The organism is Glycomyces sp. NPDC049804, assembly GCF_040674615.1.
GTDB classification, from domain to species: Bacteria; Actinomycetota; Actinomycetes; order Mycobacteriales; family Micromonosporaceae; genus Glycomyces; species Glycomyces niveus.
The window spans coordinates 25041-51503 of sequence record NZ_JBFAMQ010000023.1 but is presented as its reverse complement, the minus strand read 5'-3'; the positions used below and the strand labels follow the sequence as shown (position 1 = coordinate 51503).

27 protein-coding genes are annotated in these 26463 nt (G+C 70.5%); 14 read left to right on the top strand and 13 right to left on the bottom strand.

From position 1 onward, the window contains the following. From AB0K52_RS23970 to AB0K52_RS23940, 7 genes are all read right to left on the bottom strand, one after another. Positions 1–503: hypothetical protein (locus AB0K52_RS23970; RefSeq protein WP_363536456.1), on the bottom strand; the 503-nt coding region annotated here is incomplete at its 3' end. A gap of 486 nt (positions 504–989) precedes the next feature. After that, positions 990–1226 carry a DUF4287 domain-containing protein gene (locus AB0K52_RS23965; protein WP_208499610.1) on the bottom strand — a complete coding sequence of 79 codons (237 nt, stop codon included), beginning with the start codon at positions 1224–1226 and terminating at the stop codon, positions 990–992. A 142-nt stretch (positions 1227–1368) separates the two neighbouring features. After that, the gene (locus AB0K52_RS23960; RefSeq protein ID WP_363536453.1) at positions 1369–2169 is read right to left on the bottom strand and encodes an ABC transporter permease; all 801 of its coding nucleotides are present in this window, start codon (positions 2167–2169) and stop codon (positions 1369–1371) included. 40 nt (positions 2170–2209) lie between these two features. Beyond that, positions 2210–3169, bottom strand: coding sequence for an ATP-binding cassette domain-containing protein (locus tag AB0K52_RS23955; protein ID WP_363536450.1), 960 nt, complete (start codon positions 3167–3169; stop codon positions 2210–2212). Positions 3170–3523: 354 nt separating this feature from the next. Continuing rightward, positions 3524–4042, bottom strand: coding sequence for an EXLDI protein (locus AB0K52_RS23950; protein WP_363536447.1), 519 nt, complete (start codon positions 4040–4042; stop codon positions 3524–3526). 164 nt (positions 4043–4206) lie between these two features. After that, on the bottom strand, positions 4207–4980 hold the full coding sequence (locus AB0K52_RS23945) for a sporulation protein (protein WP_363536444.1): 774 nt from the start codon (positions 4978–4980) through the stop codon (positions 4207–4209). Between the two features lie 96 nt (positions 4981–5076). Next, positions 5077–6372, bottom strand: a complete 1296-nt coding sequence (locus tag AB0K52_RS23940) for a nicotinate phosphoribosyltransferase (RefSeq protein WP_363536442.1) — start codon at positions 6370–6372, stop codon at positions 5077–5079. A 157-nt stretch (positions 6373–6529) separates the two neighbouring features. On the opposite strand from AB0K52_RS23940, the gene AB0K52_RS23935 reads away from it, so the two are divergent. The 8 genes from AB0K52_RS23935 (at position 6530) to AB0K52_RS23900 (ending at position 14022) form a co-directional block, all read left to right on the top strand. Beyond that, positions 6530–7012, top strand: coding sequence for a M67 family metallopeptidase (locus tag AB0K52_RS23935; protein ID WP_363536439.1), 483 nt, complete (start codon positions 6530–6532; stop codon positions 7010–7012). A gap of 96 nt (positions 7013–7108) precedes the next feature. After that, positions 7109–7387 (top strand): MoaD/ThiS family protein, encoded by a 279-nt coding sequence (locus AB0K52_RS23930; protein WP_208499640.1) that lies wholly within the window; start codon positions 7109–7111, stop codon positions 7385–7387. Between the two features lie 19 nt (positions 7388–7406). Continuing rightward, entirely contained in the window at positions 7407–8357 is a 951-nt protein-coding gene (locus AB0K52_RS23925; protein ID WP_363536436.1) for a cysteine synthase, read from the top strand. 136 nt (positions 8358–8493) lie between these two features. Continuing rightward, complete coding sequence (locus AB0K52_RS23920) at positions 8494–8976, top strand: hypothetical protein (RefSeq protein ID WP_363536433.1); 483 nt, start codon at positions 8494–8496, stop codon at positions 8974–8976. 258 nt (positions 8977–9234) lie between these two features. Next, positions 9235–10113 carry a glutamate racemase gene (gene murI / locus AB0K52_RS23915; protein WP_363536430.1) on the top strand — a complete coding sequence of 293 codons (879 nt, stop codon included), beginning with the start codon at positions 9235–9237 and terminating at the stop codon, positions 10111–10113. Beyond that, on the top strand, positions 10110–10868 hold the full coding sequence (locus AB0K52_RS23910) for an MBL fold metallo-hydrolase (RefSeq protein ID WP_363536427.1): 759 nt from the start codon (positions 10110–10112) through the stop codon (positions 10866–10868). The genes murI and AB0K52_RS23910 overlap by 4 nt, the downstream gene beginning before the upstream one ends. 88 nt (positions 10869–10956) lie before the next feature. After that, positions 10957–12738 carry a hypothetical protein gene (locus AB0K52_RS23905; RefSeq protein ID WP_363536424.1) on the top strand — a complete coding sequence of 594 codons (1782 nt, stop codon included), beginning with the start codon at positions 10957–10959 and terminating at the stop codon, positions 12736–12738. Between the two features lie 66 nt (positions 12739–12804). Continuing rightward, a complete protein-coding gene (locus tag AB0K52_RS23900; protein WP_363536471.1) occupies positions 12805–14022 on the top strand; it encodes a deoxyguanosinetriphosphate triphosphohydrolase in 1218 nt (405 codons plus the stop codon). A gap of 433 nt (positions 14023–14455) precedes the next feature. Here AB0K52_RS23900 and AB0K52_RS23895 read toward each other — a convergent pair whose 3' ends face one another. From AB0K52_RS23895 to AB0K52_RS23885, 3 genes are all read right to left on the bottom strand, one after another. Further along, positions 14456–14689 (bottom strand): type II toxin-antitoxin system VapB family antitoxin, encoded by a 234-nt coding sequence (locus AB0K52_RS23895; protein ID WP_363536421.1) that lies wholly within the window; start codon positions 14687–14689, stop codon positions 14456–14458. 64 nt (positions 14690–14753) lie between these two features. Beyond that, positions 14754–15440 (bottom strand): tRNA (guanosine(46)-N7)-methyltransferase TrmB, encoded by a 687-nt coding sequence (trmB, locus tag AB0K52_RS23890; RefSeq protein WP_363536418.1) that lies wholly within the window; start codon positions 15438–15440, stop codon positions 14754–14756. A gap of 56 nt (positions 15441–15496) precedes the next feature. After that, the gene (locus tag AB0K52_RS23885; protein WP_363536415.1) at positions 15497–16321 is read right to left on the bottom strand and encodes a hypothetical protein; all 825 of its coding nucleotides are present in this window, start codon (positions 16319–16321) and stop codon (positions 15497–15499) included. Between the two features lie 340 nt (positions 16322–16661). Between AB0K52_RS23885 and AB0K52_RS23880 the strand changes: the two genes are divergently transcribed. Continuing rightward, positions 16662–19187: a sigma-70 family RNA polymerase sigma factor gene (locus tag AB0K52_RS23880; protein ID WP_363536412.1), complete on the top strand. Its 2526-nt coding sequence runs from the start codon at positions 16662–16664 to the stop codon at positions 19185–19187. Between the two features lie 396 nt (positions 19188–19583). Further along, on the top strand, positions 19584–20114 hold the full coding sequence (locus AB0K52_RS23875; protein ID WP_363536409.1) for a GtrA family protein: 531 nt from the start codon (positions 19584–19586) through the stop codon (positions 20112–20114). A gap of 49 nt (positions 20115–20163) precedes the next feature. On the opposite strand, the gene AB0K52_RS23870 is transcribed toward AB0K52_RS23875, so the two are convergent. From AB0K52_RS23870 to AB0K52_RS23860, 3 genes are all read right to left on the bottom strand, one after another. After that, entirely contained in the window at positions 20164–20688 is a 525-nt protein-coding gene (locus AB0K52_RS23870; protein ID WP_363536406.1) for a PH domain-containing protein, read from the bottom strand. Positions 20689–20840: 152 nt separating this feature from the next. Then, positions 20841–21824 carry a hypothetical protein gene (locus AB0K52_RS23865; RefSeq protein ID WP_363536403.1) on the bottom strand — a complete coding sequence of 328 codons (984 nt, stop codon included), beginning with the start codon at positions 21822–21824 and terminating at the stop codon, positions 20841–20843. Between the two features lie 35 nt (positions 21825–21859). Continuing rightward, positions 21860–22657: a biotin--[acetyl-CoA-carboxylase] ligase gene (locus AB0K52_RS23860; protein ID WP_363536400.1), complete on the bottom strand. Its 798-nt coding sequence runs from the start codon at positions 22655–22657 to the stop codon at positions 21860–21862. Positions 22658–22690: 33 nt separating this feature from the next. Between AB0K52_RS23860 and AB0K52_RS23855 the strand changes: the two genes are divergently transcribed. The 4 genes from AB0K52_RS23855 (at position 22691) to AB0K52_RS23840 (ending at position 26456) form a co-directional block, all read left to right on the top strand. Next, the gene (locus AB0K52_RS23855) at positions 22691–24274 is read left to right on the top strand and encodes an acyl-CoA carboxylase subunit beta (protein WP_363536468.1); all 1584 of its coding nucleotides are present in this window, start codon (positions 22691–22693) and stop codon (positions 24272–24274) included. 268 nt (positions 24275–24542) lie between these two features. Then, positions 24543–25553 (top strand): NYN domain-containing protein, encoded by a 1011-nt coding sequence (locus AB0K52_RS23850; RefSeq protein ID WP_363536397.1) that lies wholly within the window; start codon positions 24543–24545, stop codon positions 25551–25553. Between the two features lie 43 nt (positions 25554–25596). Then, complete coding sequence (locus AB0K52_RS23845) at positions 25597–25866, top strand: acyl-CoA carboxylase subunit epsilon (protein WP_363536394.1); 270 nt, start codon at positions 25597–25599, stop codon at positions 25864–25866. Then, on the top strand, positions 25863–26456 hold the full coding sequence (locus AB0K52_RS23840) for a nucleoside triphosphate pyrophosphatase (RefSeq protein WP_363536391.1): 594 nt from the start codon (positions 25863–25865) through the stop codon (positions 26454–26456). The genes AB0K52_RS23845 and AB0K52_RS23840 overlap by 4 nt, the downstream gene beginning before the upstream one ends. The last annotated feature ends 7 nt before the right edge of the window (positions 26457–26463 follow it).

Below are 26463 nucleotides of genomic sequence, written 5' to 3'. Positions count from 1 at the left end.
TCAGCGATCGAGGCCCACAGCTCATCGAGGTGACGACGCAGCTCCTTGAAGGTGGCGTGGGCGCAGTACTCAGCGACCATGGCCTCGGGAGTCGCGCATTCCACCGAGGCATCGAAGGGGGAAGGGGCCGGGGTCGTGAAGGGGGTGCGGGCGAACAGGCGCATGGCCGGGGTTCGCTCGAGCTGGCGGACAGCATAGGCGACCTGGTCGATCCTGGCTTTCCCTGTCGTTGCCGCCTTTGCCAGGATCCGGAACTTTCCCGACAGCCGCGCGATGGCTGCGATGGATCCTGCCGTGTTGTAGGTGAAGTCGAACTGGGAGACCAGGAGATCCCGCAGGGCGGAGAACCCGAACACCGAGCGGTGGAGCCCCTGCTCCTTCATCTCGATCACCGAGGAGAGGACCTGGGCGTGCTGGGCGTTGATGAGCGAGGCGGCGTCATCGAGAGCGGAGCGGATGGCGGTGGCGCGGGCGGAACCGGGGGTGTTGGTGCAGCTGCTCATCGACGCCTCGCCTCCTTCCGCTGTTCTCGAATGATCTGGCTGTTTTCGCTTGTTTGTGCGTAGTTCAATGATGACATGGGTCGGTTGGAGGCGTCATCACTCGAAGGAGTGAATAATCCATGAGGGACATTCGTATCGGGCGTCGGACTGCCTGCAGCGCAAGGTGAATCACCGGGAGCGAGCGCTGCCGGGCAGCCGCACTGCACACCCGCGCCTCCCTCAGACCCTTTTGTCGCTGCTTGCTCTGACCGGGACCGAATCGGGCCGGGCGGCCGAAGTCCGGCCGGAGGGGAATGGGACCTCTGTGTCGCCGCCTGCTCTAACTCCGACTGCCATGGCGCGGAAGGCCGCACGGCCCGCCCTTCGCCGCATCCTGCCTCGTTGTCGCTGCCGCCCGAACCTTGGCCGATGCGGCGCGGCAAGTCGCAGTGCACGCCGACACCAGCTCAGCCACGAGTCGGCATCAAGTGCGGGCGCGCCCCACCCCTACTCCGGGCGCACGAACGCGGGGTACTTGCCCGGGTTGAGGCGGTAGGCGGCCAAAGCGTTCGCGTGACCGTGGCCGAGCCCGTGCTCCGCTTTGAGCCAGTTCACGACCTCCATCTGCTTGGTGAGGCCGCTCGCGTCGATGAGGGCGAACCACTCCTCGACCGGGCGACCGCTGCGCTCTTCGATGGACAGGAAGTAGGATGCAGGACCCTGGTTCGGGTTCTTCGCGTTCATGGTGTGCTCCTTGTGGTCGAAGTGTCGTATCGGTGTAGACGAGGCTCGCGGTGCGGATTCATCGGCGGTGCGTGCCGGAGGGCGGGCCGCTCTCGCGACCCGCCCTCCGGGGGTGTGTTTCCTGGTGGTGGCTTTGCGGCGCTTAGCGCTTGTTGAACTTCTTCTTCGAGATCACGTAACCGAGCAGCGCGAAGGCCAGCGACCAGGCGATGGTGAGGACCAGGTCCGTGCCGCCGACCGCGTTCCCGAACAGGAGCGCCCGGACGACCTCGATGAACGGGGTGAAGGGCTGGTAGTCGGCGAAGTACTGGATCACGGTCGGCATCGACTCGGTGGGGACGAACGCGGAGCCGAAGAACGGCAGCAGCATCAGCGGCATCGGCGTGTTGGAGGCCTCCTCGACGGTCTTGGCGGCCATGCCGAGTCCGACGGTGAGCCAGGTCAGGCCGAAGGAGATCAGCAGCAGGACGCCGGCCAGGCCGACCCAGCCGAGCGGGTCCGCGTCGGGGCGGAAGCCGATCGCGATCGCCACGCCGAGCGTGACGGCGATGCACAGGAAGGACTGGACCACTGAGGCGATCACGTGTCCGGTGAGGACGGAGACCCGGGCGATCGACATGGTGCGGAACCGGTCGATGATGCCCTCGGTCATGTCCATGGCGACGCTGATCGCGGTGCCCTGCACGGCGGCGACGATCGCCATGAGCATCATGCCGGGCGTCAGGTAGGTCAGGTAGGCCTCGCGGCCGCCGACGGCGCTGCCTTCAACGCTGCCGCCGAGGCCGTCGCCGATCGTCCCGCCGAAGACGTAGACGAACAGGAGCAGGAAGACCACCGGCATGCCGACGAGCATGATCGTCAGCGACGGGTAGCGGAGCATGTGCTTGAACTGGCGGCGGAGCATGGTGGAGGTGTCGGAGAAGGAGTAGGCGAGCGTGCTCATCGGAGTCTGCTTTCTGGGCTTGGAGGTCGGTGGGGGCGGGTCACGCGGCGGCGGCCGCGGCCTCGATGTTCGTGGTGTGGCCGGTCAGGGTCAGGAAGACGTCGTCGAGGTCCGGCGTGTGCACGGTGAGCTCGTCGACCTCGATGCCCTCGCGGTCGATGGCGTCGAGGATGCGGCGCAGCGAGTGGATCGAGCCGTCCGAGGCGACCTGGACGCCGAGCGGGTCGGTGTCCGAGACGACGGCGGCGAGGGACTGCACGGCCCGCTCGACCTGGTCGGCACGGTGGAGGCGGAGTTTGACGTGGCCGCCGGGGACGAGCCGCTTGAGCTCTTCGGGCGTGCCCTCGGCGACGATCCTGCCGCCGTTGAGGACCGCGATCTTGTCGGCCAGCTCGTCGGCCTCCTCCAGGTACTGCGTGGTGAGGAAGATCGTGGTGCCGCTCTTGACGAGCTCGCGGACGATCGACCACACGACGCGGCGCCCGCTCGGGTCCAGGCCCGTGGTCGGCTCGTCGAGGAAGATCACCTTCGGGTCGCCCATGAGGCACATGGCGATGTCGAGGCGGCGCTTCATGCCGCCCGAGTAGGTCGACGGCGGGCGCTTCGCGGCGTCAACCAGGTCGAACCGCTCCAGCAGGTCCTCGGTGCGGCGCTTGGTCTCCCGCTTGCCCAAGTGGTGCAGGCGGCCCATGAGGTGCAGGTTCTCGCGGCCGGTCAGCAGTCCGTCGACGGCCGCGAACTGCCCGGTGACGCCGATGCTCTTGCGCACCGCGTCGGCGTCGCCCACCACGTGGTTGCCGTGGACGAACGCGTCGCCGCCGCCGGCGGGGATGAGCGTCGTCAGGATGTTCACCGTGGTGGTCTTGCCGGCGCCGTTGGGGCCGAGCAGGGAGAAGACGGTGCCTTCGGGGACGGAGATGTCGACGCCGCCGAGGACGGACTTCTCGCCGTAGGACTTGGTGAGGTTCCGGGCTTCGATCGCTGCGGGCTTGCTGGTCATGATTCCTTCTTCCGGGGGTCTTCGCGTGGTTCCGGTTCGGTTCCCCTCGCCGGGCATGTGAGTACTGTGGCCGCGTCCGCTGACACGGCGCTGACATCGACCTGACGCGGCGTCAGCGGGCGTGAAAGCCGCTGCGGCGGCGGGTAGAGCGTGAGCACCATTCCGAGCTCGAACACGGTTCCACCTCGATGTCCAGGGTCAGTGACAGTGCAATGTGGACTGTCGGTGGGCAGGGCTCCGCCCCGAGTCGCCGCGGCTGCGGAGGGTGCGGTCTACCGCCGGGACGCGCCCGGTGGCGCGGATGGCGTCGTCAGCGCGCCGGTGCCGGCGGTCCGAGGGCGGTGGGGTCGGGGCCTAGATGTCGAGGTCCTGCACCGGCGGGGCCTCCGCCGTGGCGGCGACCATCTGGTACAGCTCGGCCGGGATCTTCGCCTTCAGCGCTTCGAGGGTCTCGACGACCTCGAGCGAGGCGTCCCCGTAGTTCATGGCGTAGCTCTGCTCGCCGAAGCCGAGGAGCTTGCGCCAGCCGGTCTCGTTGGTCTCGTGGATGAAGTCGGGCGTCTTCTCGATGTGGATGACGAACTTGCCCGAACGCGACCGGTAGACCCGGTAGATCTCGGCCTTCTTCTCGTTCGAGCGGACCCACTCGCCGAGCTTGACGCCGGTGAACCGCTGGCGCTGGCGCTTGCGGCCGGTGCCCGGGCCGACCGGGACGGTGATCTCCTCGTAGCCCTCGAGGCGGCCCTCCTCGGCGTCGACGTAGCGCTTGAGCGCCGTCGAGATCGCCTTGGAGAGGTTGCCTCCCGCCAGTTCCTGCGCTCGGGTGTAGAGGGGCAGGTCCTTGTCGGCGACGTAGATCGTCTTGTTGGGCATGACGGCATCTTAACCTCCTTCCAGGGGTCGTCCTTGGTATACGTAGAGACTATACGTATACGTAGACGTTGTGCAAGTCCGCCCCCCGGATTTCTTGCCCGGGAACGCCGAAAGGCGGCCCCGCGATGATCCGCGGAACCGCCCTGCAAGGCTTTGAACTGGTCTTACGCGCCCTTCTGGGCCGCCAACTGCGTCAGCTGGGCCTTGACCGTCTCGACCACGTCCGTCGACGCGGTGGGCACCGAGAAGCGGATCGTCGAGTTCAGGTCCGGTGCCAGCAGCTCCGCCGAGTTGTCCGCCGCGAACACCACGTCCGTGTTCGCCTCGCCGACCACGAACACGACCTCCAGCTCGCGGATGCGCCCGTGGAACTCGCCCTCGGTCGCCCAGAACTCGACCTCCTGGTAGAACGGCACCGTCGCGCCCTGGATCGTGCCCAGCTCCAGGTCGGTCTCCTGGAACGCGAAGCCCAAGGACTCCAGCGCCTCCCAGACCGCCTTGTGCACCGGCAGCGCCTCCACCGTCAGCCAGTCCAGGTCGCCCTTGTCCAGGGCCTGGTCCAGCGACAGGTGCGTCGAGACGCCGAGCTTCATGCCCCCCACCAGCGGGCGCTGCTCCACGTTGTTGAACGGCGTCTCCCAAGGCACCTGCACCTCGAACGGGATCGGGTGGGCCGTGCCCTTCGCGAGGTCGAACTTGCCCGAGACCTCGGTCTTGAAGTAGTCGTGCACGGCGCCGGCCGCGTCCTCGCCCTTGGAGTCGTCCTCGACCAGGGCCGTGAACTCGATCTCGACGCTCTCCACCGCGGCGTCCACTTCGGCGCCGGAGATCCGCACCTCGCCCTTGAGGACACCGCCGGGGACCACGTGCTTCTCGTGCAGAAGCGTGTCGACTTGGATGCCACTACCGAGAATGGCCTTGAGCTTGCTGAACACCATTGGGGCGGTTCCTTTCGGGGAGGATCGCAGGTCTGACTGGCACCGGGGGTGGAACGCGGACAGGGGCAACCGCATCGTATCCCGAAAGCCCTGCGACTACGCGCCCCCGTGCTGCTGGACCACCGGAATCGCCGGATCGCCCGGCGAGAGTTTCAGCCCTTCCCAAGGGATCGAGATGAGCCGCTGGCGAAGCAGCTCCCGCGACTCCTCCAGCGACGGCTGCTCCACGAGCCCCCCGCCGCGGAACAGCGGCGTCTGCAGCCGCTTGTCGCCCGGCAGCGACTCCGGCTCCCCTTGGGAGACCACCACTTCCTCCGTCGCCGTGCCCGTCGGCTTGTGCCGACGCACCGCCACCTTCCGGCCCCCGTTGGTGCCCTTGTGCTCCGAGCGCTTCGCGACCGGCCGGCCCTCCACTTCGACCAGCTTGTAGACCAGCTGCGCCGTCGGCGCGCCCGAGCCCACCACGACCGCCGTGCCCGCCCCGTAGATGTCCACAGGGGCCGCCGCCAGCGCCGCGATCGAGAACTCGTCGAGGTCGCCCGAGACCACGATCTTCGTGTCGTGCGCGCCCAGCTCGTCGAGCAGTTCCCTGGCGCCCGTGGCCATCACGTCCAGGTCGCCCGAGTCGATGCGGATCGCGCGCAGGCGCGGCCCCGCCACCTCGATCGCGTTCCGGATGCCCTGCGTGATGTCGTACGTGTCCACCAGCAGCGTCGTGTCGGTCCCGAACGCGTCGACCTGCGCCTGGAACGCCTCCACCTCGGACTTGTGCAGCAGCGTGAACGCGTGCGCGCTCGTGCCCGAGGTCGGCACCCCGTACCGGCGCCCCGCCTCCAGGTTCGAGGTCGCCACGAACCCGGCCAGGTACGCCGCGCGCGACGCCGCGATCGCCGCCGCCTCGTGCGTGCGGCGCGACCCCATCTCCAGGATCGGGCGGCCGCGCGCGGCCGTGACCATGCGGGCCGCGGCGCTGGCGATCGCGCTGTCGTGGTTGAGGATCGAGAGCGTCAGCGTCTCCAGGAGCACGCACTCGGCGAACGTCCCGGCGACGGTGACGATGGGCGAGCCGGGGAAGTACAGCTCCCCTTCGGCGTACACGTCGATGTCGCCCTTGAAGCGGTAGTCGGCGAGCCACTCGGCGGTGGACTGCTTGACGACGCCCCGCGAGGTGAGGTCCTCGAGGTCGGCGTCCTCGAAGCGGAAGCGCTCGATGGCCTCGGAGAGGCGGCCGATGCCGGCGACGACGCCGTAGCGGCGGCCGGTGGGCAGGCGGCGCCCGAAAACCTCGAAGACGCACGGCAGCTCCGCGGTGCCGTCGCGGAGGGCCGCTTCGAGCATCGTGTACTCGTAGTGGTCGGTGTACAGGGGCGTGCGCGGCAGCGTGACGGACATACCGGTGAGCGTAATGCACCTGCAAGGCGCCCGCGCCCCGTGAGCGAGCGGTGTTCACGCCCGTCCGTTTATTCCCTTCAGTAGCAGGTGGAGGGGTGTGTCTCACGCTCTGAGCGAGGGGTTCTGGCCCCCTCGCGCCGCGTGTACGCTTGCTTGCGTGTTGCGGATCGCGCATGAACTGGTCGAGGCGATGGTCGCGCACGCCCGGGCTGACCACCCCGACGAGGCGTGCGGCCTCATCGCGGGCCCCGAGGGCACGGGAGAGCCGAAGAGGCACATCCCGATGGTCAACGCTGCCCGCTCCACCACCTTCTACGAGTTCGACTCGGAGGAGTGGAAGCAGGTCTACGACCAGATGTGGGACAACGACGAGGAAGTCGTCGTGACCTACCACTCGCACACCCACACCGAGGCCTACCCGTCGCGCTCCGACGCGGGCATCGCCTCGCAGATGGGGCTGCCGGACGCCCACTACGTGCTGGTGACGACGAAGGACCCCGACATCGCCGAGGTCCGCTCGTTCCGCATCGCCGACGAGGTGATCACCGAGGAGCCCATCGAGGTCACCGGCGCGCCGGAGGCGGTGCAGAGCTACAAGTTCGCGCACACCCCCGACTCGACCGTCTACGACTGTCACTGAGCTCCCGCCCCCCCGGGCGGCACCGGTCCTGCAGCTCATCGCTGCGCACCAGACGAGAGCGTCCTCGCGGCTGCTCACAGAACAAAGGAAATCCGCATGTCCATCGAAGTCCGCATTCCCACGATCCTCCGCACCCACACCGGCGGCCAGAAGCTCGTCACCGGCGAAGGCGACACCCTCGCGAAGCTCTTCGACAGCCTCGACGCCCAGCACACCGGCCTCAAGGGCCGCGTCGTGACCGACGAGGGCGCGCTGCACCGCTTCGTGAACGTCTACATCAACGACGAGGACGTGCGGTTCATCGGCGGCCTCGAAGCCCCGCTCGCCGACGGCGACCAGGTGACCATCCTCCCCGCCGTCGCGGGCGGCATGTAGTTCGCAGAAGGGACTGGCCGTGGCACGTTTCACGGACATCACCGCGACGCTCGGCGACACGCCGCTCGTCGGCCTCCCGCGGCTCTCGCCCTCGCCCGACATCCGGCTGTGGGTGAAGCTCGAGGGCGCGAACCCGACCGGCTCGGTCAAGGACCGCGTGGCCGCCAAGATGATCGAGGCGGCCGAGGACGACGGGCTCCTCAAGCCCGGCGCGACGATCCTCGAGCCGACCTCGGGCAACACCGGCATCGCCGTGGCGATGCTGGCGCGGCGCAAGGGCTACAGGCTCATCGCCGTCATGCCCGAGAACACCTCGCTCGAGCGGCGGCAGCTCCTGACCGCGTTCGGCGCGGAGATCGTGTTCTCCCCGGCCGCGGGCGGCTCGAACGCGGCCGTCGCCAAGGCCCGGGCCATGGCGGCCGAGCGTCCCGACCTGGTGATGCTCAACCAGTACGCGAACCCGGCGAACGCGGCCGCGCACTACGAGGGCACCGGCCCTGAGCTGCTGCGCGACCTGCCCGAGATCACGCACTTCGTGGCGGGGCTCGGCACGACCGCGACGCTCATGGGCGTCGGGCGCTACCTGCGCGAGCGGGCGCCGGGGGTGCAGATCGTGGCGGCCGAGCCGCGGTACGGCGAGCTGGTGTACGGGCTGCGGAACCTCGACGAGGGGTTCGTGCCGGAGCTCTACGACGAGAAGGTGCTCGACCGGCGGCTGTCGGTGGGCACCGAGGACGCGCTGCGGCGCACCCGCGAGATCCTGAGCGAGGAAGGCCTGTTCGTGGGGCTCTCCACGGGCGCGGTCCTGCACGCGGGCCTCGCGCTGGCGCGCGAGGCCGCGAAGGCGGGCCGCCCGGCGGACATCGCGATGCTCGTCGCCGACGGCGGCTGGAAGTACCTCTCGACCGGGGCGTACTCGGACGGCTTGGACGACGCGGCGAACGCCCTCGACGGCCAGGTCTGGGCATAGCGGAACGACGACGGCGAACGGCCGGGCAGCGCGAGCGCGCGACCCGGCCGTTTCGTTGTTTCCGGTTTCGGCGATTTGGGACGCACTGTCGCGGTGCGATCCTGAGGCGTCCTCAGTGGCTTGCTAGCCTGGCCGCATGAGTTCCGCCGGCAAGCTCAAGCTGCCTTCCGTGTCGATCCGCAAGTCGAAGGACCTGCCGCGGCAGAGCACGGCGCCGCAGGCCGCGGCGGGGGACAACGCCTGGGCGAGCACCCCGGTGCCGCGCGCGGAGACGACCGCGCTCGGCAGCATCCAGGGCGGCATCGCCTCCGCGAAGGACTTCGGCCCGGTGCGGCCCGAGAAGCCCGCCGTGCGCCTGCGCCGCCTCGCAGGCGTGGCCGTCTGGGCGCTCGTGCTCGTCCTCGCAGGCGTCGCGACCGCGATCGTCGGCCTGTTCCGCGTCTTCGGCGACAGCCCCGCCTGGTTCACCCCGGCGTTCATCTCCTGCGGCGTCATCGGGATGCTCCTGGCGATGATGGCCTTCGCGTCCCTGCGCTTCCGCGGCGTGCCGTGGATGTTCATGGCCGCCTCCACGATCACGCTGCTCGCCGCGTTCGTCATGCTCCGGGTCGCCGCTTAGGGCCGCAACGGAAGCGGTCCGCCTGACGCGGGCGCGGCCGCTCCGGCGTGCGGCCCGACAGGCGCGTGAGCGGGCAGGCAGACCTCCCACCCGGGGTGGGCGAGGAGCGCGTCCGGCCCGCTCCCGGCGCCGCGCCCCAGGCCGACGAGAACGCCTCGCCGACGCCGTTCATGTGGCGATCGCCACCCTGTCATTTTGGCGACATTCCCGTGACGAGCAGGGGCGTTCCAGGCCCGTTTGGACGTACGCTCGGAGCCCATGAACGACGCGCCCATCGGGATCTTCGACTCCGGTGTCGGAGGCCTGACCGTCGCCCGATCGATCAGCGAACTGCTGCCCGCCGAGCGACTCGTCTACGTCGGCGACACCGCCCACGTCCCTTACGGCCCGCGGCCCATCGCCGAGGTCCGCAAGTTCTCGCTCGACGTCTGCGACCACTTGGTCGAACAGGAGGTCAAAGCGCTCGTGATCGCCTGCAACTCCGCCGCGGCGGCCTCGCTGGCCGACATCCGCGAACGCTACGACATCCCGGTCGTCGAGGTCATCCGGCCCGCCGTCCGGCGCGCCGTCGCCACCACGCGCACCGGCCGCGTCGGCGTGATCGGGACCTCCGCGACGATCTCCTCAGGCGCGTACCTGGACGCCTTCAACGCCGTCCCGGACGTCAAGGCGACAGGGGTCGCGTGCCCGGCGTTCGTGGATTTCGTGGAACGCGGTGTGACAACCGGCCGACAGCTCCTGGGGCTCGCCCAGGGGTACCTTGAGCCGCTACAGCAGTCCGACGTCGACACGGTCGTGTTGGGCTGCACCCACTATCCGCTGCTGTCGGGACTCATAGGACTGGTGATGGGAGAGGACGTGACACTGGTGAACTCCGCGAGCGAGAGCGCGCGCGAACTCTACCGCGTGCTCACCGACCACGACCTCCTGGCCTCCCGCACCGACACCCCCGAGCACCGGTTCCTCGCGACCGGCGACCCGGAGGCCTTCACCAGGACCGCGCGCCGGTTCCTGGGGAACCTGTTCCCGAACGCGGCGGCGGCCGTACTGGACAGCTCGGCGAAGCACAACGACGGCTCGCAAGCTTCGCCGACACTGCTTGCGAGCCGTAAATCTGCAGGGTGTGATCTGCCATGAAACTGACGGTTATCGGCTGCGCCGGCTCGTTCCCGGCCCCCGACACCCCCTGCTCGGCCTACCTGGTCGAAGCGGGCGGATACCGGCTGCTCATCGACTTCGGCACCGGCTCGCTCGGTGAACTGCAGAAGCACCTCGACCCGCACCTGATCGACGCGGTCATCGTCACCCACCTGCACGCCGACCACTTCTTCGACGCCTGCGCGTACGCGGTCATGCGCCGCTACGCCGCCGACGCGCCGAAGCACCCGCTGCCGCTCTACGGTCCCACCGGCGTCGCCGAGCGCATCGTGGCCGCGTACGGCGGGCAGGGCGAGCTGTGCAGCCCGTCCATGACCGACGTCTACGACTTCCGCGAGCTGCAGCCGGGCACGTTCGACCTCGGCCCGCTCACCGTCACCGCCGACCGCGTCGCGCACCCGGTCGAGACGTACGGGCTCCGCGTCGAGCACGCCGGCTCCTCCCTCGCGTACACCTCCGACTCGGGGCCGTGCCAGGCGCTCGAAGCGCTCGCGACTCATTGCGACGTGCTCCTCGCCGAGGCGTCCTACCTGGAGGGCCGCGACAACCCGAAGGACGTGCACCTCACCGGCAAGGAGGCGGGGGAGTACGCCACGAAGTCCGGGGCCGCCCGCCTGCTCCTGACCCACCTCGTCGAGCCCTGGAACTCCAAGGACCAGACCCTCGCCGAGGCCCGCGCCGCCTACACCGGCCCCGTCGAGGTCGTGCGCCCCGGCCAGGTCTACGAGTTCTGAGACGCCGGCGTCGGGTCCTGCGCGACCCGAGTCGCATTTGGCACGTTCCCGGGATACGGCCGTTGCACTGCGGCCGTAGCGTCGAAGGATGTCGAGCGATGCCACCTCTCAGCCCTACCCCGGGGACCCGAACCAGCCGCCCCCGGGCGCTTACGGGCCGCCGGCGGGCGCGTACCAGCCCCAGCAGCCGCAGCCCTATGTGGAGCCCGGCGCTCCGCAGCAGCCGCCCGGCGCCTACATGCCGCCGGGCGCGTACACGCCGGTCCCTGTGGCCCCCAGCGGCTCCGGACGCGGGCGCGGACCCAAGGTCGCCGTAGCCGCGATCCTCTCCGTCGTGCTCCTCGCCGCCGTCGGCGCGGTCGTCCTGTTCAAGTTCGTCCTCGACCGCGGCCCCGACCCGGCCGAGAGCTTCCCCGCGACCGCGAGCATGTACGTCGAGCTCAACCTCGACCCGTCCTTCGACCAGACCCCGAAACTCCTCGACCACCTCCAGAAGTTCGAGGACCTCGAGGACTACGAGGACACCGACGCGCTCGTCGAGGCGTTCGTCGACGAGTCCGGCGTGGAGGGCGTCGACGCCGCCGAGGACATCACCTCCTGGCTCGGCCTCCGCCACGGGCTCGCCACCTGGGAGTACGACGACGAGGTCTACGCCGTCCTGAGCCTCGCCAGCACCGACGCGAACGCCGCCGAAGAGGGCATGGCCCAGATCCGGGCCGCCTCCGGCGGCGACGAGTCGAGCTTCGACTACACCGTCGAGGACGACCACGTCCTCATCGTCATCGGCGAGACCGGCGCCGACAAGGCGCTCGCCGCCGCCGAATCCGAGGCCGCCGAACAGCCCCTCGCCGAATCCGACGACTACAGCGAGGCCCGCTCCTGGCTCGACGGCGACCAGATCCTCATCCACTGGACCGACATGGACGCCGTCGGCGACCTCGCCGAGATGACCTCCGGCGCCGAGAGCGACGCCGTCGAAGAGCTCTACTCCGGGCACCTCATCTACGGCTTCTCCGCCTTCGACGAGGGCTTCGAGGTCACCTACCGGATGTTCGGCGACGCCGACCACCTCTGGACCGGCACCGAGGGACTCATCGACGGCATGGGCGAGCTGCCCGCGTCCGACTTCGCCGTCGCCGCCTACGTACCCGAGAACGTCGACGAGATCAGCAAGGGCTGGCTCGGCTTCTTCGAGGAGTTCTACGGCGTCGAAGCCACCGCCACCGACGTGGTGGTCGAGGCCCCGCTCACCGACGCGGAGTACGCCGAGTACACCGAGCTCGACGAGCAGTACTGGGCCGGGACCCTCGCCGCCGAGGACGAGGAGCGCTACTGGGAGCTCGACGGCCGCTACTGGGCCGCCGGCACCGAGGACGAGCCGTGGGTCGAGGAGACCTACGGTCCCGACTTCGGCGAGATCGAGACCGCCGTCGGCGACTTCTCCGATCTCCTCGCGGGCGCGACCCTCAGCGGCGGCGGGAACTTCTCCGCCGATGACGACGTCGACCCCGACTCGCTCCACTTCGCCGCGCACCTCGCCGAGGAGCGCGCCCAGGAGCTCGAAGACCTCATCACCACCTGGAGCGAGGGCGAGCCCCTCCCCGAAGGCGTCGAAGTGGACGGATCGGAGCTGAGCTACACCGGGTCCGCCGTCGCCGACGGCACCCTCGCCGAGGACGACCGGTTCCGCGAGTTCGCCGGTCTCGCCCCCGCGCAGTGCTCCGTCGGCGCCTGGGTCGATCTGGCGCGCGCGGCCGAGGAGGACCCGGAGGCTTTCGAAGGGCTCGAACCGCTCTCGGCCTTCGCCTGGGCGCACGGCATCGAGGACGGCGACGGCACCGGCGTGATGCGCCTCTACCTGAAGGATTAACGCACGCATGCAGCCGGGATCGGTCGCGCTAGGCTCGATGGCGTGACCGATCCCGCACTGCACCCTCTGGCGAAGCGCTGGCCCGCCGCGGAGCGGCTGCTGGCCGAGCCCGGTTCGGCGCGGACGCCGTTCCAGCGCGACCGCGCGCGCATCCTCCACTCGGCCGGGTTCCGGCGGCTCGCCGACAAGACCCAGGTCCACACCGCCGGCACCGACGACTTCCTGCGGACCCGGCTCACCCACTCCCTCGAGGTCGCCCAGATCTCCCGCGAGCTCGGCTCCGCCCTCGGCTGCGACCCCGACGTCGCCGACGTCGCCGGCCTCGCCCACGACCTCGGCCACCCGCCCTTCGGGCACAACGGCGAAGACGCCCTCCACGAGATCGCCGGCCCCTGCGGCGGATTCGAGGGCAACGCCCAGACCCTCCGCGTCGTCAGCCGCCTCGAAGCCAAGGCCGTCGACGTCACCGGGGCCTCGCTCGGCCTCAACCTCACCCGCGCCTCCCTCGACGCGATGTGCAAATACCCTTGGGCCGCAAGCGAAGGCGTGCGCAAGTTCGGTTTCTACGAGGACGACCGCGCGGTCTTCGAATGGTTCCGCGGCGGCGCCCCCGCAGGCGCGAAGAGCCTTGAAGCCCAGGTCATGGACTGGTCCGACGACGTCGCGTACTCGGTGCACGACGTCGAGGACGGCGTCTACGGCGGCTACATCAACCTCGCCAAGCTCATGGACGACGAGGCCGAGCAGGCCGCCGTCTGCGAAGGCGCGGCGGGCCGCTACTCCGGCGAGTCCACCGCGGTCCTCGGCGAGGCCCTGCGCGACCTGCTGCGCGACCCGCTCCTGGAGCCGCTGCACGACTACGACGGCTCCTTCGGCGCGCAGGTCGCCCTCAAGCGCTTCACCTCGGACATGGTGGGCCGCTTCGTGAACGCCGCCGCCAAGGCCACCCGCGCCCAGTTCGGCGACGGCCAGCTGCGCCGCTACGACGCCGACCTCACCGTGCCCGAGCCCGAGCGCATCCAGTGCGCGCTCCTCAAAGGCATCGCCTGGCGGTACGTGATGGAGCCGCGCACCTCCGCGGACTGGTACACGCGGCAGCGCGAGATCCTGCGCGAACTCGTCGCGGTCCTGTGCGACCGGGGCGCGGACGCCATGGACCCGATGTTCGCCGAGCTCTGGGACCGCGCCGCCGACGACGCCGCGCGGCTGCGCGTCGCCGTCGACCAGGTCGCGTCACTCACCGACGCCTCGGCCGAGTCCTGGCACCGCCGCCTCACCGCCTGACGCGGGCACTCCGCTCGAGGTCATCCAAGCAGGCGGGCATCGCGTTCGCGCAGCTCCGGCATGACTGAGGCGACCGTCCGGAAGTCGTTGCCACATGCAGGACCGTCAGATCATGGTGTACCGCGGTCGCGCAGACCAGAAGGTCGGCGAGCCCAGCCGAGCGATGGAGGCCTCGCTGGACCATCCGGTATTGCGCGGTGTCGACCCCGCGCCACGCTTGCTTCGGAACCGGCGCGATCTTGCAGACGCTGTCGAGGTCCGGGGCCAGGTCGTCGTAAGTGGGCGACGCCGGTTGCGGAATAGAGGATTTCGGTGCGGGTCGCTTCGCAGACGCGCAGCATGCCCGAAGCGATGTGTTCGTGCAGGGCTTCCAGCGCGCGGGCGCTGCGGAACAGATACCAGAACGCGGAGGCGTCCATGGGATGCCCGGCGATCACTTGTAGGCGTCTTTCCAAGCCTGCTCGGCTGCCTGGTGCGCCTCGGCTGCGGCGTCGAACTCGCCGCGCCGACCCCGCTCGAACAGTCGCTCGGCAGCCTTGAGCCGCTCCATGCGCTCGACGTAGTCGACGAGGGCGGAGTTGACCGTGTCCTTCTTGGTCTTGGTTCCCATCAGCCTCATGGCCTTTTCGAGCGCTTCATCGTTCAGGTCGATCTGCGTGATGGACATGGCAGCCTCCTTGATGTTGGCGATGTATGTGTCTGGTGTACATCGCCAACGAAGCGAAGGTGTTTCAGCGCTTGCGGAAGATCAGGTCGAAGATCTCACGGTCGGCCTTCACACCGCGCCGCTCGAACTTCGTCACCGGCCGGTGGTCCGGCCGCGGCGCGAACCCCTCGGCGGTGTTCGCGAACGCCGCGTCGGCCGTCAGCACCTCGAGCATCTGCTCGGCGTAGTCCGCGATGTCGGTGGCGCAGTGCAGCACCCCGCCCTCGCGCAGCAGCCCGGCCATCGTCGCCACATGCTCGGCCTGGATGATCCGGCGCTTGTGGTGGCGCTTCTTCGGCCACGGGTCCGGGAAGTACACGCGGATCTCGTCCAGCGAGCCCGGCGCGATCCCGTTCCACAGCAGCGGCAGCGCGTCGCCCTGGTAGATCCGCAGGTTAGTGAGACCGCGCGCCTCCGCGCGGTCCATGAGGTCGGCGATGCCCTGCGGGTACACCTCGACGGCGAGCAGGTCCCGCTCGCGGTCGGCGTCGCCCATCGCGGCCGCCGCCTCGCCGTTGCCCGAGCCGATCTCGAGGATCACGGGCGCGGTGCGGCCGAACAGCTTCGCGAAGTCGATCCGGCCGTCCTCGGGCTGCCAGTCCAGGCCGTAGCGCGGCCACAGGCGCGCGAAGGCCTCGTCGTGGCGGGGCTTGTTGCGTCCTTGACGGAAGTTGAACGTCAGGATGTGGCGGTGCTGCGGTTCCTCAGGCATAACCGGGCAAGTTTAGCCGCATCACCGGTGTGCTCTGCTTCATCGCCCGCGTGCGGCTAGCGCTCGAGCTTCGCCGGCGCCTCGTACGAGCGGCCCCGCACCCCCGCGGGCCCGTCCGGGCGGCGCGGGTCCGGGCGCGGCGGCGGCGGTGGCGCGTCGTCGCCGAGCGACCCGTTCTCGAACAGGAACGACTCGCGCGGCTCCGGCTCGTCGTCGTCGTCATCGTCGCCGTCCGGCTGCTCCGGCACGTACATCGGCGGACCCGCCTCGCCGTGCTCGGGCTCGGCCGCGATCATGGCCTTCGGCCTGCGGCGCGGCCGGCGCAGCCGCTTCGCGCGGTCGCGCAGGAAGTACACGTACCCCGCGAGCGCCGCCGCCGAGAGGCCCGCGCCGATCCAGAAGCCGGGCCCGGCGATCGCGACGCCGGCGAGCTCGAGCACGGTCAGCGCAATGAGCACGTAGAGGATGCGGCGGTGGCGCCGCCGCCACCATTCGGCGCGCATCTGCCGGAGCCTGGCCTGCTCGTGCATCTCGGGGTCCTCGCCGGGGTACGACTCGTCGGTCCTCAACCGTACCGAGTCGCCGCGGCGCGTGCCGCGCCGCTCCCACCCGCCCGAGTTCGCTTGCGGGGGAAGGTCTTGCCCGTCGAGGAGCGCGTCGAGGGAGCCGTCCTGGTCAGACCCGTCGCCGGGGCTCAGTTCGGCCGTGTCGTGGGAGGCGGGGCGGGAGGGGCGGTGGCCTTCGCGGTCGAGGACGCGGGCGTCGGACGAGGCCCGGTCGGCGATCATCCGCTCGTCGGGGTCGTAGCGGCGCACCAGCGCCGGGGTCAGGGCCAGGAGGGCCGTGGCGGCGAGGAGTGCGAGCAGGACCGATGCGGGCATCGTTCACCTCCCTTGCGTCGAAGTCGGCCGGGAATGCGTCAGCAAACTGTACGCAATGGCCTGACGGTTTTCCGACAGTTGCCGGGAACCAGGGCGGGAAGTCCCAATACGATCACGCCTGGTCACAATCACATTACAATTTATGGTTATGCCGGGTTTTTGCCCTAAACTCACAGCAATGTCCAGTTCGCCGGGAGCTTGCCCGAACGGCTGAACGGGCGCAACTCGAGACGTACTCGCTCGTTACGTCAAGGAAGGCCCGAACGCAGCGCGGCGAGCAGACGCCTGAGCCCCCCGATCGTACGAGTTCGGCGCAACCTGGAAGGAGCACCGGCGAACGATGCCCGAGACCGTCCCCGCCGGCGATCCCCGCCACCTCGAGCCGCAGCCCGGCAACGCCCCCGAGACCCGCTCCGACCCCGAGCTCATCGCCGCCACCCGCGGCGGCGACACCACCGCGTACGCCGTCCTCTACGAACGCCACATCCACTCCGCGCGCCGCCTCTCCCGCATCCTCTCCCGCGACCCCGCCGGCGCCGACGACCTCGTCTCCGAGACCTTCGCGAAGCTCCTCCACACCTTCCGCGAAGGCGGCGGCCCCGACCTCGCGTTCCGGCCGTACATGCTCCAGACCCTCCGCAACACCTTCTACGACCGGGTCCGGCGCGACAAGAAGGTCGAGTTCACCGACGACCTCACCGCGCACGACTCCGGCGAGATCTACGTCGACCCCGCCGTCGAGGGCCAGGAGCGCCGGTACGCCGCGCTCGCCTTCGGCAAGCTCCCCGAGCGGTGGCGGATGGTCTTGTGGCACACCGAGGTCGAGGAGGACTCCCCGGCCAAGATCGCCACCATGCTCGGCATGACCCCGAACGGCGTCTCCGCGCTCGCGTACCGGGCCCGCGAGAAGCTGCGCCAGAACTACCTGAGCGAGCACGCGGCCGACGCGCCGCGCGAGGAGTGCCGCTGGACGGTCGACCGCATCGGCGCGCGCGTGCGCGGCAAGCTCGGCGAGCGCGAAGCGGCCAAAGTGGACGACCACCTCGACTCCTGCGTCACCTGCAACCTGCTGTTCGCCGAGCTCACCGAGTTGAACTCGGGCCTGCGCGGCGTGATCGCCGTGATCTTCCTGGGCGGCGCGGCCTCGCCGTACCTGGCGGCGGGCGCGGTCTCGGCCGCGGGAATCGCCTTCGGCGGCGCGCTCGCGTTCCTGTTCACGCCCGTCAGGGCGGTCGCGAACTGGGTGCGCCGGATCGCGCAGCAACTCGGCACGAAGGGCGCCGTCGCCACCGGCACGGCCGTGACGGTGGCGGCCGCGGTCGCGGTCTTCGCCCTCACCGGGGACGAGAAGGAGCCGCAGCCGCAGGCCGCGCCCGAGGACACGGTGGTCGCGCCCGCCGCGCCGGAGGAGGAGCCGGACGAGCCGGGGCCGCAGCCACCGGACCCGGAGCCCGAACCGGAGCCGGAGGACCCGGCGGCGCCGGAGCCCGAGCCCGAGGACGAACCGGAAGCGCCCGCGGCCGAACCGGCCTCGTACGGCATCGAGCACGGGCTCGGCTCGAGCGGTCTGGTGGCCGGCGGCGAAGCGGTGCTGCCGATCCGGCTCGAGGGGCCGGGCGGCGCGGGCGGGGGCTACGCGCCGGTGACGGAACGGGCGTTCGCCGAGGCGTCCGGCCGGCACGGGTACGCGGCCCCGGTCGCGCGGAACGCGGGCGGTCGGCTCGGCTGGGGGCAGGCCGCCTCGGAGCGCGTCACGCTCGACATCACGATGCCGCCGGGGATCACGCTCGCGTCCGAGACCGCCGAGCCGGGCTGGACCTGCGCCGAGGGCGGCGCGGTCGTCCACTGCTCGATCGCGGCGATGCCCGATCCGGCGGAAGCCCTCGTGCGCATCATGATCGGCGACGAGGTGAGCGGCTACCAGACGTTCGAGGTCGCGGTCGAGGGTCCCGGGATCAGCGGGACGACCTCCCTGCAGGTGCCGATCGCGCCGGCCGGGAGCGAGGTCGGGTTCGCGAGCGTCGACGCCACCGGCGTCACGGCCGCGGGGAACACGTGGCTGACCTGCGCGGCCCCGGGGTGCCGCGAGGCCGCGGGCCTCGGCGGCGGGGAGCAGTGGCCGATGAAGGCCTACAAGCCGGAGACCGCTCCCGCGGGGCGCGAGGGCGACGCGGTGTCGGGCGCGGTGCTCGACGTGCCGGGCGGGGCGGCGGTCCAGTGGGCGGGCCTGTACTGGGCGGGCGTCGAGGACGACCTGCCGACGGCGGTCTCGCTCGCGGGGCCGGGCGGGTCCTGGACCGACCTGAACGCGGCCGCGGTGCGGGACACCGAGCCCGGGCAGCAGGCGTATGTCGAGGTCACAGACCTGGTGTCGGGTGGCGGGGAGTACTGGGTCGCGACGGACAACCACCAGCTGCCGGTGTCGGAGTGCGACCACTGGCCGCTCGACCTGAGCGCGGGGTGCGCCGACCGGCGCTGGGCGGGCTGGTCGCTGACGGTGGTGTTCGCGGAGCCGGGGGCGGCCGCGACCGAGGTCGCGGTCTACGACGGGCCGCGGTCGTCGGACACCGAGATCGAGGTCGAGGACGGCGGCGAGGTGCAGATCGCGGCCACGCTGTGGGGCGGCTCGCGCTACCGCGGCGGCGACGGCCTGACCGCGGGCGGCCAGGCGCTCGGCGAGCCGGCCCGGTGCCACGCGCACGGGGCCGTGGAGAACCCGGACTGGTACGCGTTCGGCGTCGACGTGAACGTCCACCGGGTGCAGACGGGCGACGAAGCGGTGATCCGCTTCGAACGCGGCGACGACCCGTTCATCGTGGGAGTGGTCGCAGTCGCGGCCGCCCTCGGCGGCGAGGCCGCGACCTAAGGGCGGCTGGGGCGGGCCGCGACCTGAGCGCGGGTCCGGTTCGCGGGCCGCCGGGCGTGGGCTGCTCGGGCGCGGGCCGCGACCTGAGCGCGGGTCCGGTTCGCGGGCCGCCGGGCGGGGGCGGCTCGGGCGCGGGCCGCGATGGCCGTGCGGAGGTGGGGCGCACTCGGTGGCGCCGGCGTGGTCGCCCGGCGCGGCGAGCCCGGGCCGGCGGCGCGGCCCCGGGCGTAGGGCATGCCCCTTCCCACCCGCATCCGCCTTCCGACCAACCGAAAAGGACGACGCTCCCATAGGGGTCCGACACTCGAGTGCCGTCGCAGTTCACGGTCGTGGTGGGCGGGCCGGGGGGAACTCGGCGGTATCGCTCCCGCGCGGGGACGGGTAGGCTTTGGCTTGATGTCGACCTCCATTGAGACGCCGCCGCAACCCTCGGCACCCCGCGGTCTCGCGGGGCTGTACGCGCGCGCCACGGGCCTGGTGAGACGCCACGCCGCCGAGCTCATCCGCTTCGCGGGCGTCGGGGGCGTCGCCTATGTGGTCGACATCGGGCTGTTCAACCTGATGTACCTGGGCCTCGACTGGCCCGACTGGACCGCCAAGATCATCTCCGCCGTGATCGCGATGACCGTCGCGTTCTTCGGGAACCGCCACTGGACCTGGCGCGAGCGCCGCGGCAGCGCCGCCGCCCACCGCCAGTACGTCCTCTACTTCTTCTTCAACGGCATCGGCCTGCTCATCGCGCTCGCCTGCCTGTGGGCCAACTCCGGCCTCGCGCAGGTCTGGCCGGAGGTCTTCGGCACCGAGTTCGCGGTGAACGTGGCCGCCAACATCGTCGGCGTCGGCCTCGGCTCGGTCTTCCGGTTCTTCGCCTACCGCACCTGGGTCTTCCGGCACCACCCCGAACTCGCCGAAGCCCGGAGCGGCTGAAGCGAAAGGCCCGCGCCGCAACGGCACGGGCCTGCTTTCACGCCTGCGGTCAGGTGCCGTCGCCCGCACCCGCGCGGCGCGAGCGGTCGTCCTCGGCCAGCTGGTACAGGAGCGCCTTGGTCTTGTCGACCTTCGGGACGTCGATCAGGTTGATCTCGCCGTCGTCAGAGGCCGAGTCGATGTTCATGTCGCCGAAGCCGAAGATCCGCTCCCAGACGTTCTGCGTGTACGACACGGTGTTCACGCGCGCCAGCGGGATGTGGCGGCTCTCGCGGGTCACGAGGCCTTCGCGCCACATGATGCGCTGGTCGGTGATCACGTAGTGGGTCGAGCGCCAGCGGATCCACGGCAGCACCGAAAGCCAGATGAGCAGCGCCAGGAAGATGACGACCTCGGCGAGGATCAGCCACAGCCCCCAGCTCTCGTCGATGCGGGCCGTGAACGTGATCGCGATGGCGGCGATGGCCAGGAAGACCACGAACCACAGGACCGGGCCGACACCTTCCTTCCAGTGCGGGCGGGTGTGCAGCTTGACCACTTCACCGCGGGCGAGCTGATCGTCGGGATATCCCACTGCGGACCTCCAGGAGTGAGAACGGGCGGGGGCATGACTCATGTACGGCTTGCAAGCTTCGCCAATGTCAAAAGCACAGTACAACACCGTGGCATCGGCGTTCGTCCCACGATTCAGGCGCCGCGCGGGAACCCGTCGGGTCCTCGCTTCCGCTAAGGCACCCAGCCGTTCTTGGCGGCGTGCCAGCCCAGTTGGATGCGTGTGTCCACATCCGCCAGATCCATGAGCTCGCGCACCCGCCGCTGCACGGTCCGCAGCCCGATGCCGAGCTTCGTGGCGATCGACTGGTCCGTGAGCCCGGAGATCAAGAGCCCCAGCAGGACCGCGTCGTCCTCGTCGAGCCGTTCGGCGCTGCTGGAGGCCGTCGTGGCCGGGATGCCGCTGGACCACAGCTGGTCGAACAGCGCGCCCGCGAGCTCCACGATGGAGCGGTTGCCCGTGACGATCGCCTTCGGGCGCCCGCCGCCCTCCTCCATGAGCGCGGTCTTGTCGTCCACGATGAGGAGCTTGAGCGGCAGGCGCTTGGCGAACCGCACCTCGTCGCCCGAGGACAGCGCGTGGCGCAGGTAGTCCGAGTACGGGTCGATGTCGAGCACCGCGCGGTCGAACAGGATGCGGTGGCAGACCCCGCGGGCCTGCAGGTCCTCGTGCAGAGCGGGTTCGGGCACGGGCAGGACCATGGGCGGGCGCACGAACGTGCGCAGGCGCTTCTCGGCGCCCGCCTTCAGCTGGCGGAGGCGGGAGCGGATGGCGACGGGGCCGCTCACGACCTCCCAGGAGCCGTGATCGCCGCCGCCCGAGCCCGGTCCGGCGCGGTGGATCTCGAGGAGCTCGCGCAGGGCCTCGTACTCGCCGAGGACGTCGCCGAGCTGGGAGGCGATGCGACCGCCGAGGACGGTGTCGGGCCCGACGGCGCGGAAGCGGGAGTCGGCGACCATGGTGGCGAAGCCGTCGTCGACGAGTCGCATGAGGAGCTCCCGGGTGCGGGCGGGCCGGAGTCCGGCGTCGGCCGCGAGGCGGGACACCGAGGCGTCCGTGCGGGACAGCAGGAGCCGGTACAGCCCTTCGGCTTCCGGGTCGAGCCCGGTCGGTCCCGGTGCGGCGGGAACGTTCTCGTCATGCGCCTGGTCGGCCAATGCGCCACTCCTCCGTTCGCGCCGGTCGGTCCCGGTCAGTCCTGGGGCCGCAGGTGGACGATGTCGCCGGCGGCGACGGTCTCCACGGTGCCGTCGGCGGCGGCGACCTGCAGGCAGCCGTCGTTGTCGATGCCGACGGCGCGCCCGGTGAGCTTGCGGCCGTTGGGGAACGATACCGCGACGTGCCTGCCGAGGGTCGCCGAATTGCGGCGCCACCGCTCGATCACGGAGGCGGGGCCGCGCTCGTTCCACGTCTCGTAGACGGCCGCGACGTGCGCGAGGAAGCCCGCGGCGATCTCGGCGCGGTCGAGGGTGGACGCTCCGGCGATCAGGAGCGAGGTGGCGTCGGGGACGGGCAGCTCGTCCTCGGTGAGGGAGACGTTGAGGCCGACGCCGACGATGACGGCGTTGCCCTCGACCTGGGCGAGGACGCCGCAGACCTTGCGGTCGCCGATGAGGACGTCGTTGGGCCACTTGAGCTTCGCGCTGACGCCGCACACGGCGAGGAGCGTCTCCTCGAGGGCGACGGCGGTGAGGGGGCCGAGCGTGCCCCATTCCTCGCGCGGAAGCGTCGGGCGCAGGAGGAACGACATGGTGAGGCCCGCGCGGGCGGGGCTGACCCAGTGGCGGTCGAGCCGGCCGCGGCCGTGCTCCTGCTCCTCGGCGATGAGGACCGTCCCTTGCGTCGCGCCGTGCTTGGCGGCGGCGGCCAGGTCCGTGTTCGTCGATCCGGTGACTTGCACCACATCGACCTCGGTCCAGAAGTCGGACTTCTCCGACAACAGCGACCAGAGCTCGTGCCGGTCCAGTGGCTTTCTCGTCGGTGTGCTCACGCACATAGCGTAGCGACCGGAAGGGCCGATACGATCCGAGTCGTGACCGACATCGACTTCCACACGACCGCCGGGCGGCTCACCGACCTGGCCGAGCGCCTCTCCGAAGCGGCCACCGGGAACCCCCGGGCGATCGAGAAGCAGCACGAGAAGGGCAAGCGCACCGCCCGCGAACGCCTTGAGCAGCTGCTCGACGAGGGGTCGTTCGTCGAGCTGGACTCCCTGCGCCGCCACCACTCCACCAACTTCGGCATGGAGGCGAACCGGCCCTACGGCGACGGCGTCGTCACCGGCTACGGCACCATCGAGGGCCGCGAGGTCTGCGTGTTCGCGCAGGACTTCACCGTCCTCGGCGGCTCGCTCGGGCAGGTCTCGGGCGAGAAGATCACGAAGATCCAGGAGCTGGCGCTGCGCACCGGCCGCCCGATCATCGGCATCTCCGACTCCGGCGGCGCCCGCATCCAGGAGGGCGTCGCGTCCCTCGGCGGCTACTCCGAGATCTTCTTCCGCAACGTGCGCGCCTCCGGCGTCATCCCGCAGATCTCGCTCATCATGGGCCCCTGCGCGGGCGGCGCGGTGTACTCGCCGGCGATCACCGACTTCACGATCATGGTCGACCAGACCAGCCACATGTTCATCACCGGCCCGGACGTGGTCCGCGCGGTGACCGGCGAGGACGTCGGCATGGAGGAGCTCGGCGGCGCGCGCACCCACAACGCGGTCGCGGGCAACGCCCACTACCTGGCCTCGGACGAGACGGACGCGCTCGAGTACGTCAAGCACCTGCTCTCGTACCTGCCGTCGAACAACCTCGACGAGCCGCCCGCCTACGAGTCCAAGGACTTCGAACTCGACATCACCGCCACCGACCTCGAGCTCGACACCGTCATCCCCGACTCGGCGAACCAGCCGTACGACATGCACAAGGTCCTCGAGTCCGTCCTCGACGACGGCGAGTTCCTCGAGACCCAGGCGCTGTTCGCGAAGAACATCATCACCGGCTTCGGCCGCCTCGACGGCAAGCCCGTCGGCGTCGTCGCCAACCAGCCCATGCACTTCGCGGGCTGCCTCGACATCGACGCCTCGGAGAAGGCCGCGCGGTTCATCCGCTTCTGCGACGCCTTCAACATCCCGATCATCTCCTTCGTGGACGTCCCGGGCTTCCTGCCCGGCACCTCGCAGGAGCACGACGGGATCATCCGCCGCGGCGCCAAGCTCATCTACGCGTACGCCGAGGCCACCGTCCCCAAGCTCACCGTCGTCACCCGCAAGGACTACGGCGGCGCGTACTGCGTCATGGGCTCCAAGGGCGTCGGCGCCGACCTCAACCTGGCCTGGCCGACCGCGGAGATCGCGGTCATGGGCTCGCAGGGCGCGGTCAACATCCTCTACCGCCGCGAGCTGGCGAAGGCCGACGACGAGCAGGCCAAGCGCGCCGAGCTCATGGCCGAGTACGAGGAGAAGCTGAACAACCCGTACGTCGCGGCCGAGCTCGGCTACATCGACGCGGTCATCCAGCCGCGCGAGACCCGCGCGATGCTCGTGCGCGGCCTGCGCATGAACGCCTCGAAGCGCGACGAGCTGCCCGCCAAGAAGCACGGCAACATCCCGCTCTAAGCGGTGCCGCGAGGGCGGCGAGGGGGCGCCACGGCGAAGCTTGCGAGCCGTGAATGCGCTGAGCCTCGCCGCCCTCTGCCGTTTCCTGTCACTCGATCCGGTGAGGTCCGCACACGTCCGCCGCGCCGACCGCGCGCCCAGCAGGACAAACCGCGTTGCCACGCGAAGCGACGCGCACCACTCCCATCCCTGGAGTCCGATCCGGGTACCGTCTTATACAGCTGGGGGAAGCGGGACAATTCGTCCCGCCCGACGTTGGGAGTGGGCCATGACACCTATCGGAGGGATGCTGCCAGGGCTGCCGTCCCGGCGGTACGCCATATTGATCGACGTCGGCTACCTCTACGCGGCGGCCGCGGAGCTCCTGCTCGACGCCACCTCCCGCCGCGACTACCGCGTCGACGCCGAGAAGCTGATCAAATCCCTCATCGAACGGGCCGCCCACCACCTCTCCGACGGCGAACTGCTGCGCCTGTACTGGTTCGACGCCGCCCGCGACCGCGTGCCCACCGTCGACCAGCGCGTCATCGCCAACATGGATTTCGTCAAGGTCCGCCTCGGGAACCTCAACTCGCGCGGCCAGCAGAAGGGCGTCGACGCCCAGATCCGCTCCGACCTGGAACTGCTCGCCCGCCACCACGCCGTCCACGAGGCCATCCTCCTCGCCGGCGACGAGGACATGGTCCCCGCCGTCGAGGTCGCCCAGGCCTACGGCGTGCGCGTCCACCTCTGGGGCGTGGAGCCGCCGTACGGCACCAACCAGGCCGAGCGCCTGGTGTGGGAGTCCGACACCGTCGCCACCATCGAAGCCGAGGACCTGCGCGCCTACTTCACCAAGAGCGGCACGGCCGCGGCCGCCACGTACAGCATGGTCGGCGCGCCGATGACGCAGCCCGAACCGCGCGTGCCCAGCCCCGCCGCCGTCTTCGGGCAGCGGCAGTCCGTGGCCGTGACCATGAACGCCGCCGAGGCGCTGGCGCAGGCCGAGTCGGCCCGGCCGAAGTTCGTGCGCACCACGCAGACCGGGGAGAAGCTCGACCCGGAGACGGTGCGGCAGATCGGCGAGTACGTGGGCCACAAGTGGCTCCTGACCAGGGGCGCGGACAACATAGCGGACCTGCTTCCGGGCCCGCAGCTGCCCACCGTCATCGACAAGGAGCTGCTGGTGGAAGCGGAGAAGGAACTCGGTTACTCTCTACGCGACCACCCCGAAGCGCGGATCTGGGTCCGCGACGGCTTCTGGGAGCGGGTGCACCGCGAATTCGACATCGAAGACTGATGCATCCGGCAGTGACAACGGGACAGGCGAGGAGTAGCGCTCGATGAGTCTGGAACTCAAGGTCGTGGGGGAGTCCGTCCCCCTTCACCGCGGCAACCCCACCGACGAGCCCGTCCTCAGGGTGCTTCGGGGTCGTCCCTCCCCCGAGGAACTGGCCGCCCTGGTCGGGCTGATAACGGCCCTGCCGCGGCCGGTGGAGGAGTCCGAGGCCCCGGCCCGCAAAGCCGCGTGGTCGAACCCGGGGCTGAAGCTGCGGGTGCGCCGGTCGTGGCGCGACACCGCCGTCCCGGCCCGCAGGGGCATGGACCGTTGAGCCGGACGTTCGTGCTGGCGTCGCAGTCGCCGGCGCGCCGCGAGCTGCTGAAGGCGGCCGGGATCGAACCGCTCGTGATCGTCTCGGGCGTCGACGAGTCGCGGGTGATGGGGGAGGACCCGGCGATGCTGGCGTCCACCCTCGCGGAACTGAAGGCGACCGCGGTCCTCGACCTGGTCTCGCCGGGCGCGCTGGTGCTCGGCTGCGATTCGGTGCTGCACTTCGGGCACGAGATCCTCGGCAAGCCGGGCGGGCCGGACGAGGCGACCTCGCGGTGGAAGCGGATGCGCGGGCGCTCGGGCACGCTGTACACCGGGCACTGCCTCATCGACACCGAGGCGGACCGCAAGATCGTGCGCGCCTCGGGGACCGAGGTGCACTTCGCCGAGGTCTCCGACGAGGAGATCGCCGCCTATGTGGCGACCGGCGAGCCGCTGCACGTGGCGGGCTCGTTCACGCTCGACGGCTACGGATCGGCCTTCATCGACCGCATCGACGGCGACCCCGGCACGGTCATCGGCCTCTCGATGCCCCTGCTGCGCAACATGCTCGGCGAGCTGGAGATCGCACTCCACCAGCTTTGGAAGTAGCAGGCGC